The sequence below is a fragment of the Actinomycetota bacterium genome (genome assembly GCA_040881665.1).
Lineage (GTDB): Bacteria > Actinomycetota > UBA4738 > UBA4738 > HRBIN12 > JBBDWR01.
The window spans coordinates 214,092-228,270 of sequence record JBBECT010000007.1; the positions used below are offsets into that span (position 1 = coordinate 214,092).

13 protein-coding genes and 1 pseudogene are annotated in these 14,179 nt (G+C 69.5%); 3 read left to right on the forward strand and 11 right to left on the reverse strand.

Translation table 11 applies throughout. The annotated features are described in order from the left end of the window. Positions 1-89 precede the first annotated feature (89 nt). The 3 genes and pseudogenes from WEF05_11230 to WEF05_11240 all read right to left on the reverse strand — a co-directional run bounded on the left by WEF05_11230 (position 90) and on the right by WEF05_11240 (position 3,524). The gene (locus WEF05_11230) at positions 90-524 is read right to left on the reverse strand and encodes a hypothetical protein (protein MEX1102452.1); all 435 of its coding nucleotides are present in this window, start codon (positions 522-524) and stop codon (positions 90-92) included. Between the two features lie 61 nt (positions 525-585). Continuing rightward, positions 586-801, reverse strand: a pseudogene (locus tag WEF05_11235) (WhiB family transcriptional regulator). A gap of 224 nt (positions 802-1,025) precedes the next feature. Then, positions 1,026-3,524, reverse strand: a complete 2,499-nt coding sequence (locus WEF05_11240; GenBank protein ID MEX1102453.1) for a bifunctional FO biosynthesis protein CofGH — start codon at positions 3,522-3,524, stop codon at positions 1,026-1,028. A 27-nt stretch (positions 3,525-3,551) separates the two neighbouring features. Here WEF05_11240 and cofD point away from each other — a divergent pair, with 27 nt between their 5' ends. The 3 genes from cofD to WEF05_11255 all read left to right on the forward strand — a co-directional run bounded on the left by cofD (position 3,552) and on the right by WEF05_11255 (position 6,752). Next, positions 3,552-4,559 carry a 2-phospho-L-lactate transferase gene (cofD, locus tag WEF05_11245; protein ID MEX1102454.1) on the forward strand — a complete coding sequence of 336 codons (1,008 nt, stop codon included), beginning with the start codon at positions 3,552-3,554 and terminating at the stop codon, positions 4,557-4,559. After that, entirely contained in the window at positions 4,556-5,848 is a 1,293-nt protein-coding gene (locus WEF05_11250) for a coenzyme F420-0:L-glutamate ligase (GenBank protein MEX1102455.1), read from the forward strand. The genes cofD and WEF05_11250 overlap by 4 nt, the downstream gene beginning before the upstream one ends. 145 nt (positions 5,849-5,993) lie before the next feature. Continuing rightward, entirely contained in the window at positions 5,994-6,752 is a 759-nt protein-coding gene (locus WEF05_11255) for a DUF3105 domain-containing protein (protein ID MEX1102456.1), read from the forward strand. Positions 6,753-6,762: 10 nt separating this feature from the next. Here WEF05_11255 and WEF05_11260 read toward each other — a convergent pair whose 3' ends face one another. From WEF05_11260 to WEF05_11295, 8 genes are all read right to left on the reverse strand, one after another. Beyond that, complete coding sequence (locus tag WEF05_11260) at positions 6,763-7,791, reverse strand: NDP-sugar synthase (protein ID MEX1102457.1); 1,029 nt, start codon at positions 7,789-7,791, stop codon at positions 6,763-6,765. Beyond that, positions 7,788-8,696, reverse strand: a complete 909-nt coding sequence (locus WEF05_11265; protein MEX1102458.1) for a glycosyltransferase family 2 protein — start codon at positions 8,694-8,696, stop codon at positions 7,788-7,790. The genes WEF05_11260 and WEF05_11265 overlap by 4 nt, the downstream gene beginning before the upstream one ends. A 12-nt stretch (positions 8,697-8,708) precedes the next feature. Further along, a complete protein-coding gene (locus WEF05_11270) occupies positions 8,709-9,167 on the reverse strand; it encodes a hypothetical protein (GenBank protein ID MEX1102459.1) in 459 nt (152 codons plus the stop codon). 3 nt (positions 9,168-9,170) lie between these two features. Continuing rightward, positions 9,171-10,349, reverse strand: a complete 1,179-nt coding sequence (locus WEF05_11275) for an ABC transporter ATP-binding protein (GenBank protein MEX1102460.1) — start codon at positions 10,347-10,349, stop codon at positions 9,171-9,173. Positions 10,350-10,353: 4 nt separating this feature from the next. Beyond that, positions 10,354-11,199 carry an ABC transporter permease gene (locus WEF05_11280; GenBank protein MEX1102461.1) on the reverse strand — a complete coding sequence of 282 codons (846 nt, stop codon included), beginning with the start codon at positions 11,197-11,199 and terminating at the stop codon, positions 10,354-10,356. 178 nt (positions 11,200-11,377) lie between these two features. Then, positions 11,378-12,733: a glycosyltransferase gene (locus WEF05_11285; GenBank protein ID MEX1102462.1), complete on the reverse strand. Its 1,356-nt coding sequence runs from the start codon at positions 12,731-12,733 to the stop codon at positions 11,378-11,380. Continuing rightward, a complete protein-coding gene (locus WEF05_11290) occupies positions 12,733-13,782 on the reverse strand; it encodes a glycosyltransferase family 4 protein (GenBank protein MEX1102463.1) in 1,050 nt (349 codons plus the stop codon). Before WEF05_11290 ends, WEF05_11285 begins: the two co-directional genes overlap by 1 nt. Further along, the gene (locus WEF05_11295) at positions 13,782-14,171 is read right to left on the reverse strand and encodes a hypothetical protein (protein ID MEX1102464.1); all 390 of its coding nucleotides are present in this window, start codon (positions 14,169-14,171) and stop codon (positions 13,782-13,784) included. Before WEF05_11295 ends, WEF05_11290 begins: the two co-directional genes overlap by 1 nt. Between the last annotated feature and the right edge of the window lie 8 nt (positions 14,172-14,179).

Here is a 14,179-nt window from a genome sequence, read left to right on the forward strand (position 1 = left end):
GAACGGCGCGGAGCCTAGCACGCGACCGGACGCCGAACGCGCCGAAGGGGGGCCGGTGGCCCCCCTTCGAGATCGCATGACGATGCCGATCAGCGGCGCTTCGTGCGGCGTGCGGAGCTCTTGCGCCGCGTCGCCTTCTTCCGCGCCGGCTTGCGCCCGGCCGTCTTGCGCTTGGCGGTCGACTTCTTGCGACGCCCAGGCTTGCGCTTCGCAGCGGTCTTCCGCTTGGCGGTCGACTTCTTGCGACGTGCCGGCTTGCGCTTCGCAGCGGTCTTCCGCTTGGCGCTCGACTTGCGCTTGGCGGTCGACTTCTTGCGACGCCCAGGCTTGCGCTTCGCAGCGGTCTTCCGCTTGGCGGTCGACTTCTTGCGACGCGCCGGCTTCCGTGCGGCAGTCTTCCGCTTCGCGGTGGACCTCCGCTTCGCGGTGGACTTCCGGGCGGGCTTGCGCTTCGCAGCGGTCTTCCGTTTCGCAGTCGACTTCCTACGAGCCGGCTTCCTGGCTGTGCGCTTCTTGGCAGCCATCCCGTTCCCCCTTCCGTTCTTCCCGGTCGATCTCCTGCGGCGCCTCGAGTCGGTGGCGCCTCTACGACGCCATCCGCTTCAGGCGCCGTCGCTCCCGTTCGCTCATCCCGCCCCAGACGCCGTACCGCTCATCTCGGCGCAACGCGTAGTTCAGGCATTCGATCCGAACGGGGCACTCAGCACAGATCCGCTTGGCCTCCCTCGATGAGCCTCCCTTCTCGGGGAAGAAGACCTCGGGGTCGTAATCGCGACACCGTGCGCGCTCTTGCCATGGGATGTAGTGATGCACTTCTCTCTCCCCCCAGAATCACACGCGTGTGATTCTGAGCGAATTCCCACCTTCCTGACAAGTGCTGAGACGACTTTTTTCCATCCACGATCTGCGCTCCCCAAAGCATCGTGGACAGCGGTTCCGGCCGTTGCAAGGGCTTCCGGGCGAAAAATGCGTCAGGAACGCACAGTAAATGTGGTTGACCGTATCTGTCAGCTAGCTTGACGGACTCACGCGATCGACGCGTCAGATCGGTGCACACGGCCGTACGTCGTGGTCCGTTCGACGGGAGATCGGCCGATCGAACGGATCGCGTCGTGGAAGGCGCGCACCTCCATCTCGATCCCCCACTCCGCCCCCGCCATGCGGCTGATCGTCTCCTCCATCAACGTGCCACCGAAGTCGTTCGCGCCCCCTCGCAATAGCGCGCAGCACGCGTCGATGCCGAGCTTGACCCACGACACCTGCACGTTGTCGATCCGACCCGCGAGCAGGACGCGCGCGATCGCGTGCAACCGACGATCCTCGTCGAACGTGGAGCCCGGTTTCGCCTTCCCCGCAAGGTAGATCGGAGCGTTCTGGTGAACGAACGGGAGTGGGACGAACTCGGTGAATCCGCCCGTGTCGTCCTGGATCCGCGCGAGTCTTCGGATGTGTGCGACCCAATGCGGCGGTGCGTCGACATGTCCGTACATGATCGTGGACGAGGACCGCAGGCCGACACGATGCGCGGTCCGCACGATCTCCTCCCACGTGTCGGCCGGAAGCTTCCCTTTCGTGAGCACCCATCGCACGTCGTCGTCGAGGATCTCCGCCGCCGTTCCGGGGATCGACCCCAATCCGCGTGATCGACACTCGGTCAGGAACTCCTCGAAGGACACGCCGAGTTTCGTCGCACCGTTCAAGATCTCCATCGGCGAGAACGCGTGCACGTGGATGTCGGGCACGCGTGACGTCACCGCGTCGAGGAGGTCGAAATAGAACGTCGCCGGCAGATCCGGGTGGATCCCGCCTTGCATGCAGACCTCAGTCGCGCCGGATTCCCATGCTTCCTGTGCACGGCCGGCGACCTCGTCCAGGGTCAGGGTGTAGGACTCGGGATCGTTCTCCCGCTGGGCGAATGCACAGAAGCGACACCCCACGTAGCAGACGTTGGTGAAGTTGATGTTCCGGTTGACCACGTAGGTGATCTCGTCCCCGACAGCCTGTTTCCGCAGCTCATCGGCCACATCTGCGAGCGCGTCGAGGGCGGGACCCTCGCTCCGGAACAGCGCGAGCGCCTGATCGTCGCTCAGCTCGGATCCCGACTCGGCGGCACGGAGCGCTTCCTTGATCTGGCGGTCAAGCCGTTCGGGAGCGGGCGCCGACCCCTCCCAGGCACGGGTGAGCGCCAGCCGTTCCGATCCGTCGGCCTCCATGTCCCCGTAGACCACCTCGGCGTCCTCCCGGAGGCCGGCACCGGGTCCCTTGGAGAAGGTGAGATCGATCGTGCGGGGCTTCCACTGGATCTGGGGGTCCTGCCACGGGATCGGCGCCGGCGCCTGTCCCTCCCGGGCGAGTCCGTCCTCCGCCAGGAGAGCGGTGACCGGACCACGCATCGTGCCTGCGAGGAAGGGATCGGGCCGTGCCGCGAACCCCGGGTAGATCGTGAGTCGCTCCCGCAGCTCCAGACCCCGTTCGGCGGTGGTCGCCGCGAGGGTATCGGTCGCCGGCCACGGACGCTCGGGGTTGACGTGGTCGGGTGTGAGGGGAGAGACCCCGCCCCAGTCGTCGATCCCGGCGTCGAGGAGCCGCCCCTGCTGCTCGCCGTCGGACAGGTTCGGCGGTGCCTGCACGTGCATCCGGGGCCCGAAGACCACCCGGGCGGCGGCCACGACGGCCAGGAACTCCTCGTCGCCCGGCTCGGCCGCGGCATGCATCGCGGTGGCGGGCTTCGCCCGGAAGTTCTGGACGATCACCTCTTGCAGGTGGCCGTATCGGCGATGGAGCTCGCGGATCGCAAGCAGCGAGGCCGCCCGCTCGGAGGCCGTCTCGCCGATCCCGACGAGGATGCCCGTCGTGAAGGGGATCGCAAGCCGCCCGGCGTCCTCGATCGTTCGCAACCGGACGGCCGGCACCTTGTCGGGCGAGCGGTGGTGAGGACCGCCCTCCTGCGACAAGCGGTCCGAGGAGGTCTCCAGCATCAGTCCCATCGATGCGCTGACGTGCTTGAGACGGGCGAGCTCCTCGTAGGCCATCACACCGGGGTTCAGGTGCGGGAGAAGCCCTGTCGCCTCGATCACCCGGATCGCGACGGCCCGAACGTAGTCCAGTGTCGACGCGTACCCGCGCTCGGCGAGCCAGTCGCGCGCCTCGGGGTACCGATCCTCGGGCCGGTCGCCGAGGGTGAACAGCGCCTCCTTGCATCCCGCCGTCCTGCCCGCTTCCGCGATCGCCACGACCTCCTCCGGCGTCAGGAACGGCGCGTCGATCCGGGCCGGAGGCTTGGCGAAGGTGCAGTAGTGGCATCGGTCCCGGCAGAGCATCGTGAGCGGCACGAATACCTTGCGGGAGTAGGTGACCGTCGTTCCGTGCCCCAGCTCGCGGAGCCGGGACGCTAGCTGCAGGAGCCGCTCGAGTCCCGCCCCTCGCGCCTCGATCAGGGCTTGCACCTCGGGCGGGGACAGCGAACGGCCGGCCTCGGCGCGGGCGAGTGCCCGGCGCAGCTGGTGTTCGTTCCCTCCGGACATCGCGGCGAGCCTACTACCCTTGCGTGTATGTCCTCGCCCGAGCCGGCCCCTCCCCCGACCTCCCGCTCGCCGGAGATCGTCGCGCTCGCCGGCGGGGTCGGCGCCGGGAAGTTCCTCCGCGGACTCGACCGCGTCGCGCGCGCCGACGGGTTGCGCATCACCGTCGTGGTCAACACCGGTGACGATCTCCGGATCCACGGGCTGCGCGTGTGTCCCGACCTGGACTCGGTCTGCTACTGGCTCGCGGGACTGATGGACCGCGATCGGGGATGGGGCCGGGCCGACGAGACCTTCCACGCGATCGAGGCGATGCGCGACGCCGGTGTCGACGCATGGTTCGCGCTCGGTGATCGCGACCTCGGTACCCACCTGCGACGCACCGAGCTGCTCCGCGGGGGCGCGACGCTGAGCGAGGCGACCGACATGATCGCGACGGCGTTCGGCGTCGTCCCGCGGGTGCTGCCGATGACCGACGACGAGGTCACGACGCGGATCGACGTCCTGGACCCGGAGGCGGATGGCGGCGCGCGGGACCTGCACTTCCAGGAGTACTGGGTCCGGCGCCGGGCAGCGGACCCCGTGAAGCAGGTCCGCTACACGGGAGCGGCGCGCGCGGTCGCGCAGCCCGCCGCGATCGAGGCGCTCGAACGCGCCGAGGCCATCGTCGTGTGCCCCTCGAACCCGGTCGCGTCGATCGCTCCGATCCTCGCCGTGCCCGGCTACCGGAAGGCTCTGGCCGCACGACGGGAGGTCGTCGTCGGGATCTCCCCGATCGTGGCGGGCGCCCCGCTCGCGGGCATGGCCGATCGGCTGATGCCGGTCGCCGGGCTCGAGGTTTCCGCCCTCGGTGCGGCCCAGGCCTACGAGGGCCTGCTCGGGAGCTGGATCCTCGACGAGCGCGACCGCGGGCTCGCCGGACGGATCGAGCATGAGCTCGGTCTGCGCACGGCGGCCACCGACACGATCATGGTCGACGACGCCCGCGCCGGGGCGCTCGCGCGCATCGCGCTCTCGCTCGCCCGGGAGCAGGGATGACGGTCGAGATCCTGCCGGTCGAGGGGATCGGCGAGATCGAGGAGGGCGACGATCTGGCCACGATCCTCGGCGGAGCGCTCGAGCCACTGGCGCCGAGGGTGGGCGACGTCGTGGCCGTCACCCAGAAGGTCGTCTCCAAGGCGGAGGGACGCGTCGTGCCCGCGGGACCCGAGGGCGTTCGAGGGTGGGTGGAACGCGAAACCGCGGCCCTGGTCGCGAGGCGCGACGATCTGCTGATCGCGCGGACCCACCACGGGTTCGTCTGCGCGAACGCGGGCGTCGACGCCTCGAACGTCCCACCGGGGTTCCTCTCCCTGTTGCCGCAGGACCCGGACAGGTCGGCGCAACGGCTGCGCGCGACGCTCGAGGAGCGGTTCGGAGGGCCGCTCGGGGTGGTGATCACCGACACGTTCGGGCGTCCCTGGCGAACGGGCGTCGTGAACGTCGCGATCGGCTGCTCCGGGATCCCCGCCGTGATCGATCTCCGCGGGTCCGACGACCGGCACGGCCGCACGCTCGACGCGACCGTCGTCGCACACGCTGACGAGGTGGCGGCCGCGAGCGGGCTGGTCATGCCGAAGGCGGCCGGGATCCCGGCGGCCCTCGTCCGTGGCCTCGAGCCGTCGGACGCGCCGGCGGGGGCCGCCGCCGACCTCGTCCGGCCCGCGGACGAAGACCTGTTCCGCGCGTCGCCCCTCACCTCGATCGGTGGTCGCCGGACGATCCGCGCGTTCGGGACGGGTGCGCCCGCCCGGTCGGCGATCGAGGAGGCGGTCCGTGCGGCCTGTACGGCTCCCGCGCCCCATCACACGAAACCGTGGTTGTTCGTGGCGCTGTGGTCGGAGGCGGCCAAGCACCGGTACCTCGCGGCGATGGCCGAGGCGTGGAGGACCGACCTCGCCCGAGACCGAACCCCACCCGCCACGATCGAGCGCCGGATCGGCGCGAGCGACGCGGTGCTCGGGGCGGCCCCCGTCCTGATCGTGCCCGCGATCCGCCTGCGCGGCGCACACGACTACGCCGACGACGAGCGGGCGGGCGCCGAGCGCGACATGTTCCTGCTCGCCGGCGGGGCGGCGATCGAGAACCTGGTGCTCGCGCTGCACGCACAAGGGGTGGCGTCGTCGTGGATCTCCTCCTCGATCTTCTGCCGGGAGGAGGCGCGCGCCGCACTCGACCTCGACGAGGAGTGGCTGCCCCTGGGCACCGTGGCGGCAGGTCCGTTCCCGGACGCGATGCCGCCTCCACGACCCGATCTCACGGCGGAGGAGTTCCTGCAGCACCGTTGAGTCGCGTCGGGGACGACGCGGGCTGCGACCGGCCCAGGGGGTGCCTCCCGCTTCGCGCCCGCTATCCTTGGCCGAACCGCGAGCGGCGATGCCTCGTGGGAAACGACCGGCGGTGACGACGAACGACGGACAGGAAGGGCGGCACGTGAGCGACGCGAAGGGCCCGGAGGGGCGCAAGCCGACCAAGGCCGAGCGCAAGGAGCAGGCGCGGATCGAGCGCGAAGAGCTCCAGCGCAAAGAGGCGCGACGCAGCCGGATGCGCGTGCTCGGCATCGGACTCGTCGCCGCCGCCCTGGCGATCGCCGTGGGACTCGCCGTCCTGCTCCAGCCGGACTCCGTGGATCTGCCCTCCTCGGAGGAGTTGCTCGCCCAGTCCGACGCGGCGATCGAGCAGGCGGGGTGCACCCCTGCCGAGAACGTGGGCGAGTATCAGGGACCTTGGCCGGATGGCGCGCACATCGGAACCCCAAGCGGGCCACCGGAGATGCCTCCCCTGTCGACCTACGCCTCGGTCCCTCCCACCTCGGGGCCGCACGCCCCGGTCACCCAGGGTGCCGGCGTGTACGACAGCTCGCCCCCGATCGACCAGGTGCTCCACTCGCAAGAGCACGGCGCGGTCGTGATCTGGTACGACCCGGCCGCCAGCGGTCCGGAACTGCAGAAGATCAAGGACTTCTACGCGGATGAGGAGTTCGTGATCGTCGCCCCCTACGACTACTCCGAACAGGGGGAGGCGGGACGCCTTCCGGCCGGGGGCGAGATGGCGGTCACCGCGTGGCACTTCACCCAGGAGTGTGCGGACCTGAGCCTCGCCGCGTCGTACGCCTTCGTCGACGACTATCGCGCGATCGCGAGCAACGACGACTACCAGGGTGAGGCCCCGGAGCCGGGCGCCGCGATCTGATCGCGAGCGCTCAGTCCTCGTCCTCGGCGGCTATCTGTCCGGGCGGGATGCGCGCGCCCTCGATCTCCATGTCGTCGGGAACCTCGGCTCCTTCGGCGAGCACGCCGTCGGTCACGATCGCTCCCTCGCCGACGCGCGCCCCGGGCCCGAGGATCGTCCCGGTCACGTGCGCCCGTGCCTCGACGATCGCGCCTGGCAGCAGCACCGAGTCGTCGACGGCGGCCTCGGCCGCGATCGACGCGTGCGCGCCGACGGCGACCCAGCGACCGAGATGGGACCGCAGGTCGACGTCGGCGGTGTCGGCGATCCACGGCGCGGGGTAGGACAGTCCCTCGACCTCGCCCTCGAGGATGTCCGCGTGGGCCTGCAGGTACTTCTCCGGGGTCCCGAGATCGAGCCAGTACGCCTCGGATAGGTAGCCGTAGAGCGGACGCCCGTCGGCGATCAGGGCGGGGAAGATCTCGCGCTCGATCGAGACGTTCTCCCCCGCCGGCCACGCCGTGAGCGAGGAGGGATCCAGCAGGTAGGTGCCCGCGTTCACGTCACCGGGAACCCGCTCGAGGGGCTTCTCCCGGAACTCGATCACCCGCCCGTCGTCGGCGATCGGCACGAGCCCGAAGGGCCGGGCGTCGTCCACGTGGGTCAGCCCTATCGTGGCGGTCGCGCCTCGCTCGCGGTGGAACGCACGCATCGCCGTCAGATCGAGATCGGTGAGGATGTCGCCGTTCAGCGCGAGGAACGGCTCGTCGCCGAGGTGCTCGAGCGCGTTCACGATCGCACCACCGGTGCCCAGGGGCGCCTCCTCGGTGATCCACCGGACCGAGGGCGGCAGATCACCGCGCGCGGCGATGAAGGGATGGAAGGTCTGCTCCAGGTACGGGCTCGACAGGACGACCTCGTCGACCCCGTGCCGGGCAAGCAGATCGAGCACGTGGTCGAGCTGGGGCCGGTCCACGATGTTGATCAGTGGCTTAGGGATCGTCTCGGTGAGCGGCCGCAAACGGGTCCCCTCTCCCCCGACGAGAACGACCGCCTTCATCGATCCACCAGCCGATCGCGCAGGGCGACGAGTTCGGCGCGAGCTCGGAGCGCGGCCCAGGCGATCGGCAGCGTCGCGCGTCGCCACCCCGCCGCCCGGTGCTTCGCGTAGTAGCGATAGATGCTGTCGGAGTGCATCAGGTGGGTCTGTCTCGATCGCCCGATCGATACGGCGCCGACGTGGAGCACCTCGACCGTGGGGGTGAACACCACCTTCCATCCTGCTCGCCGAAGCCGTGTCGTGAGATCGAGTTCCTCGGCGTAGAGGAAGAACGATTCGTCGAAGAGACCGACCTCCTCGAGTGCGGAGCGGCGCACGAGCATGCAGCTGCCGGAGACCCAGTCGACCTCGCGCGAGCCGCCCCGGTCCCACGCCACCATCCGGTAGGCGCGCGAGAATCGGTTGTCCGGGAGGAACGGACCGAGGAACGCGTGGCCGACCGCCTCGGTCACGGTCGGGATCTTCCGCCCGCTCGCGTACACCGTGCCGTCCGGGTCCCGCACGAGCGGACCGACGACGGCGACGTCCTCGTCCTCCTCACCCGCCGCCACGAGCGCCGCGACCGACCCCTCCCACAGCTCGATGTCGGGATTCGGGAGGAAGATCCAGGGCGCGTCGGTCTCCCGGATCCCCTGGTTCCACGCGACCGACAGCCCCCGGTTGTCCGGGTTCTCTACGAGTCGAACCTGCGGGAAAGCATCCGCCGCGCGGCGGGCGCTCCCGTCTTGGGATGCGTTGTCGATCACGAGCACGTCCAGCCGGGCTCCGCCCGCGTTCGCGAGCAGGCTCTCGATGCACGCGAGCAGGTAGTCCCCCGCGTTGTAGTTGACGATCGCGACGGCGACGTCGGCGGGCGCGGTCGACCCTTCGTTGCTCAGAGTCGTTCGTTCGGACGCGATCGTCATCGGAAAACTCCCTCACTCGTGCGGGGTCTGGGCGACCAGGAAGATGCCGAGCGCGATCGCGGCCACGCCGGCCCATCGCAACGCCGCCACGTCCTGCGCGAGCACGAACCGGTCGAACAGGAGGATCAGAACGTAGGTGAGCGCGGCGAACGGGTAGGCGAACGAGAGCGACGCGCGGGACAGGACGGCGAGCCAGACCACCGCGGAGATCCCGAACAGGAACAGCCCGATCCAGACCGCGGGGGTCGTGACGACCTGCTTGGCGTGTCCGGCGTCGAACCTCAACGCGCCGGTCGCCTCGGTCACCTGGTCCATCCCATGCTTGAGCGTCAGCTGCGCCACCGCCGCGAGGGTGACGGAGAGTAGGATCATCGCGATCAACATCAGGCGGTTCCCCTCTTTCGGCTCGTTCGCCTCCGGCGTCGTGACGACGCGCGGAAGCTCGGTGTCGTGATGGTTGGTGCGCGCCACGGGCTACAGTTCCTCGGCCTCGATCTCGACCCGTGCGGACATCTCCTCACGCCGCTGCTGCGGCTCGACCACCTCGAACCAGTACCGCTGCGTCTGCACGTGATACGCCTGTCTCGTCGCCGCTGACTCGAGTCCGACCGTGACCCAGTACCGACCCGCCTCGAACGGCAGGTCGGGCACGCGGAAGCGGAGCCGTCGTTTGCCGTCGATCCGGCCGAGATCGATACCGGCCTCGGAGGTGCGACCGATCGCCCGCATCAGGTTCGTTCCGTCGTGGATCGCGATCGACGCGTCGACGTCGTCCACCGCCCCGTTCGCCCGGATCTCGACCTCGACGAGCAGGTCCTCCTCCGGAGCGAACGCACCCTCGGTGGTGCCGTCCTGCCGGACCAGCGCGACCGAGGACACCTCGACCTCGCGCGATCCGTGTTCGGGGATGAAGTTCGGATCACGCGAGAGCAGCACGTATCGCATCTCATGGACGACCTCGTCGGGCGTGCCGATCGCGTGCACGTTGCCGTGATCGAGCATGACCGCTCGATCACAGATCGCGCGCACCGTGTCGAGCGCGTGGGTGACGAGGATGATCGTGCGGCCGTCCTGCTGGAATCGACGGACCCGATCGAGACACCGCTGCTGGAACGCCTCGTCCCCGACCGCGAGGACCTCGTCGATCAGCAGCACCTCGGGGTCGACGTGGACCGCGACCGCGAACCCGAGCCGCACGAGCATCCCCGAGGAGTAGAACTTCACCTGCGTCTCCATGAAGTCCGGCAGCTCGGCGAATTCCACGATGTCGCGATACACGCGATCGGTGTCCTTGCGGGTGAGTCCGAGGAACGAGGCGTTCAGGTAGACGTTGTCCTTGCCGGTCAGCTCCGGGTGGAAGCCGGCTCCGAGCTCGAGCAGGGCGGCGAGCCGGCCACGCTGGCGCACGATCCCCGACGAGGGCCGCAGGATCCCGGCGATCACCTTCAACAGCGTCGTCTTGCCCGACCCGTTGTGACCGATCAGGCCGAGGGACTCCCCCTCGTGGATCTCGAACGATACGTCGCGCAACGCCCAGAACTCCTCGGCTCGGGAGTGGGACGACAACACGCGCGCCTTCAGCGAGGACGGCTTCTCCTTGTAGAGACGGAAGCGCTTGCTGACGTCTTCGACCTGGATCGCGGGCGCGGTCACCGGATCACAGCTCCTCGGCGAAGTCGCCCGACATCCGGAAGAACAGCCGCCAGGTCGCCCACAGCAGGGCGAGCGAGGCCGCGAGGACGATCCCCAGCCCGAGCGCGACCTCACCGACGCTCCAGTCGAACAGCACCTGCTGCGCCACTCCGTCGACGACCGGCGCGGGGTCGCCGTAGAGCGCCCGCTGGAAGCCCTGGATCACCGTGGCCAGCGGGTTGAGCAGATAGGCGCCGAAGGCCCGGCCCCCGAGCACCTCGGAGCCCTGCAGCTTCTCCTGGACGAACCCGCTCGAATACACGATCGGCGTGAGCCAGAACCACACGAGCAGTCCGATCCCGATCAGGTGCTGGACGTCGCGATACCGCACGTTCAACGCGGAGGCCCAGAAGGTGATCGCGGTGGTGAACACCACCAACGTGACGATCGCCAACGGCAGCAGCGTGATCTCGGGCCACGAGAAGCCGGTCCCCGACACGAGCATGAACAGCACCAGCACGACCGTCTGCAGCACGTAGTCGACGAGGGCGACCCCGATCGCGGACAGGGGAAGGATCTCTCGAGGGAAGTAGACCTTCTTCACGAGGTTCGCGTTGTCGATCACCGAGGTCGAGCCGGTCGACAGCGAGTTCGACAGGACGTTCCACGCGAGCAGACCCGAGAGCAGGTACACGGGGAAGTTCGGCATCGTGGTGCCGAGCATCACGGCGACGAACGAGAACACCGCGAGGAACACGACGGGGTTCAGCAACGACCAGACGGCACCGAGGACCGACGCCGTGTACTTGACCTTGAGTTCCTTGCGGATCAGGTTCAGGAGGATCTCGCGGTAGCCCGCAAGCTCCCGCACGCGGCCGAGCCGCAGGTGGGGCGATTCCGAGGTCCGTTCGACCAGATCCGCGCTGCCGATGGCAGGTGCCCTCCTCCGCCGGTGACCCCCGCCGGTGCGTGTGTCCAGGGGGAACCCGCTGGTGAGCGGGCGTGGGGGCGAGTCTAGCAACCGGGGTCGGGCGCCCGGTCGACCGGCGTCATGGCGTTCGCGTGAATTCCTCGAAGGCTTCGGCGTAGGAGAGGCCGTAGCCCTCCCGCACGACCAGCTCGTCGTCGACACCCACGTCGGCCAAGGCTCCGGCCCACCGGGCCATCGAGGTACGGACGGGATCTCCCACGAGGTCCAGCGTCGCCTCGATCGCCGACGCGTACCCGCGGGCGGTGACGTCCCCCTCGGCGAGGGCGCGCATGTGAGCTGCCGCGGCGCCGCCCATCCGGACGCGCCGCTCGTCGTCGGCCGCGAGGGAGCCGAGGACCGAGGCCAGCTCGTCCACGTCGGGAACCCCGGGCGCGACGCGGACGACGAACCGGTCGGGCACATCGAGGTAGGTTCCGGTCCCGCTGACCACGGTCGGGCGGCCCGCCTGCATCGCCCGCGCGAGCGTTCCGCTGACCTCACCGCGGTGCGGGTGGCGCAGATCGACCACCACGTCACTGGCCTTGAGCCACCCACGGAAGTCGTCGTCGCTCACATCCGAGTGCACCTCGATCCGCTCCGCGATACCGCTGCGCTCGACGAGCGCATCGACGTCGAACCCGGTGATGCGTCTGCCCACGAGCGCCAGGTGGACCTCCGGTCCGAGGGTCGCGACCGCCGCCACGACCTCGCCGATCCGCTTCGCCTCGTTCAGATCCCCGAGCGCGCCGATCACGACGCGTGCGCCCGCGGCCTCGAGCGGTGCCCGCAGAACCTTCCCGCGAGACTCGGCGCGCACCATGTCGCGGTCGGACTCGACGACCGGGTGCGGAACGACGAACACCGGCGTGCGACAACCGAGTTCGCGCAGGTACCGCTCGCAGAACGCTGAGTGGACGATCACGCCCCGTGCCCGCCGCACCACGTGACCGCACCACGGATCGCGAAGCGATTCGTTGCGGAGCACGTCGGGCGAGGTCAGGCGTGAGCGCAACAACGCCGCCTCACGCTCGGCGACGAAGCCGAGCGGGTCGCCGGCGACGACCATCCCGCGGACGAAGTCATCGAGTGCGAGGTCGTGGAGGACGACCAGACCCGGTGCCTGACAGGCGAACCGGTAGATATCGCGATGGAACTCGACGTTGTTGCCGAGCTGATAGATCCCGAGTCGGTACCAGGGAACGATCCCCTCGTGCTTGGGTTCCAACGGCCACGGGACCTGCAGGTCGTGCCGATCGGTGAAGCCGATCCGTCGCAGACCGTCGAGCACGGCGGCTGAGTAGGTGGCGATCCCCGTGGGAGCCGGCGGCAGAGGTGACAGGAATCCGAGCTTCGGGTGCATCTGGGCGTCCCACACGCGCCGCTGCCGGTACCGCCTCCGCACACGAGCCGCGGCCGCCCGGGCTCGCCGCACCATCAGTCCAGGAGCCGGGTGACGACCTCCGGCCAGGTCGGGACCTTCTCGCGGATCAAGGCGTTCCCGGCGGCTCCGAGCCGCGGAGCGAGGTCCCGGTCGTTGGCGAGCCGGTCGATCGCCGCACCTATCGCCTTCGGATCGGGCTCGGCGACGATCCCGGTCTCGCCGTCCGTGACGAACTCGAGCGGGCCGCCGGCATCGGTGAGCGTGATCACGGGGCGCTCCGCGGCAAAGCCCTCGATCGTCACGTAGCCGTAGTCCTCGTCGAACGGACCGAAGTACACGCCCAGCGCTCCGGCGAACAGCTCATGCAGCCGCTCGTCCGGTGGTCCGACCTCGAACCGCACGCGATCGGCGACGCCGAGCTCGTCCGCCTGGGCCCGCAGCGCCTGCTCGTCCGGACCGCGGCCGACGAGGACGAGCTTGACGCCGCTCGTGGAGTGACGCATCGCCTCGATCACGAGCGACTGGCGCTTGAGAGGCTCGAATCGGCTCGGGAACAGCAGGTAGTCCCCGTAGCCCCCCGGCGTCATCGCGAGGAGCACCTCGGCGATCGGCGACGGGTGGTAGAGCGCCTCGGATCCCATCCGGAGCGAGTTCCACAGCCGGTCAGCGGTGTTCTGCGCGTTCGTGAAGACGCGCTTGGCCTCACCCAGCGCGATCCGATCGGCGTGCTGGATCATGTCGCGTACCTTCGCACCCTCCGCCTGCCGAGACAGGTCGGCGAACTCGGGATGGTCCCAGAGCTCGTAGGCGGATCGGTGCTGGTGGATCAACCACGCGATCTTGCGCTCGTGCTTCACGAGGTAGGCGGGAAACTTCAGCGCGATCACCGCATCGACCTTCAGCCCGTTGGACTCGGACAGGTCCAGCGATCGCCACACGGCCATGTGATGGGCGAGCTCGCTCGCCGGATACCACTTGCCCGCGACCGTGACCTGTTCCGCCTCGTGTCCGGCTTCGATCAGCGCCCGGACGAGGGCCTCGGTGTGCGTCTCGGCTCCCCCGCGAACGAAGGCGGTCTGAGGATGCACAACGGCGACGCGCATCAGGTCCGCTCCCGCTGATCGCGTTCCGCGCGCAGGCGTGCGATCTCGGCCTCTGCGGCCTGCAGACGCTCGGCGAGCTGGGTCGTGAGCTCCGCGTGATCGGCGAGCAGCCGGTCGTAGCGCCACGTGACCGGGCGCAGGAAGCGGAACACGCGGAGCTTGAGTTGGCGCCGCCACCTCGAGATCGAGGCGAGGTTCGGTTCGCCGCGCGGGATCACCTCCCGCTCGTCCGCGCGCATCAGCGCGGCGAAATCGTGCAGGCCGTCGCGCACCTGCTGGGTCTCGAGGCGTCCGAGCGGGGTGGCCTCTTCGGCCCAGTAGAGCTCGCGGAGCAGCGCCGCACGGGCGTCCTCGGTCGCATCGGTGGGGGGCGGGTCGTCGCTGCGCATCGGCGTCA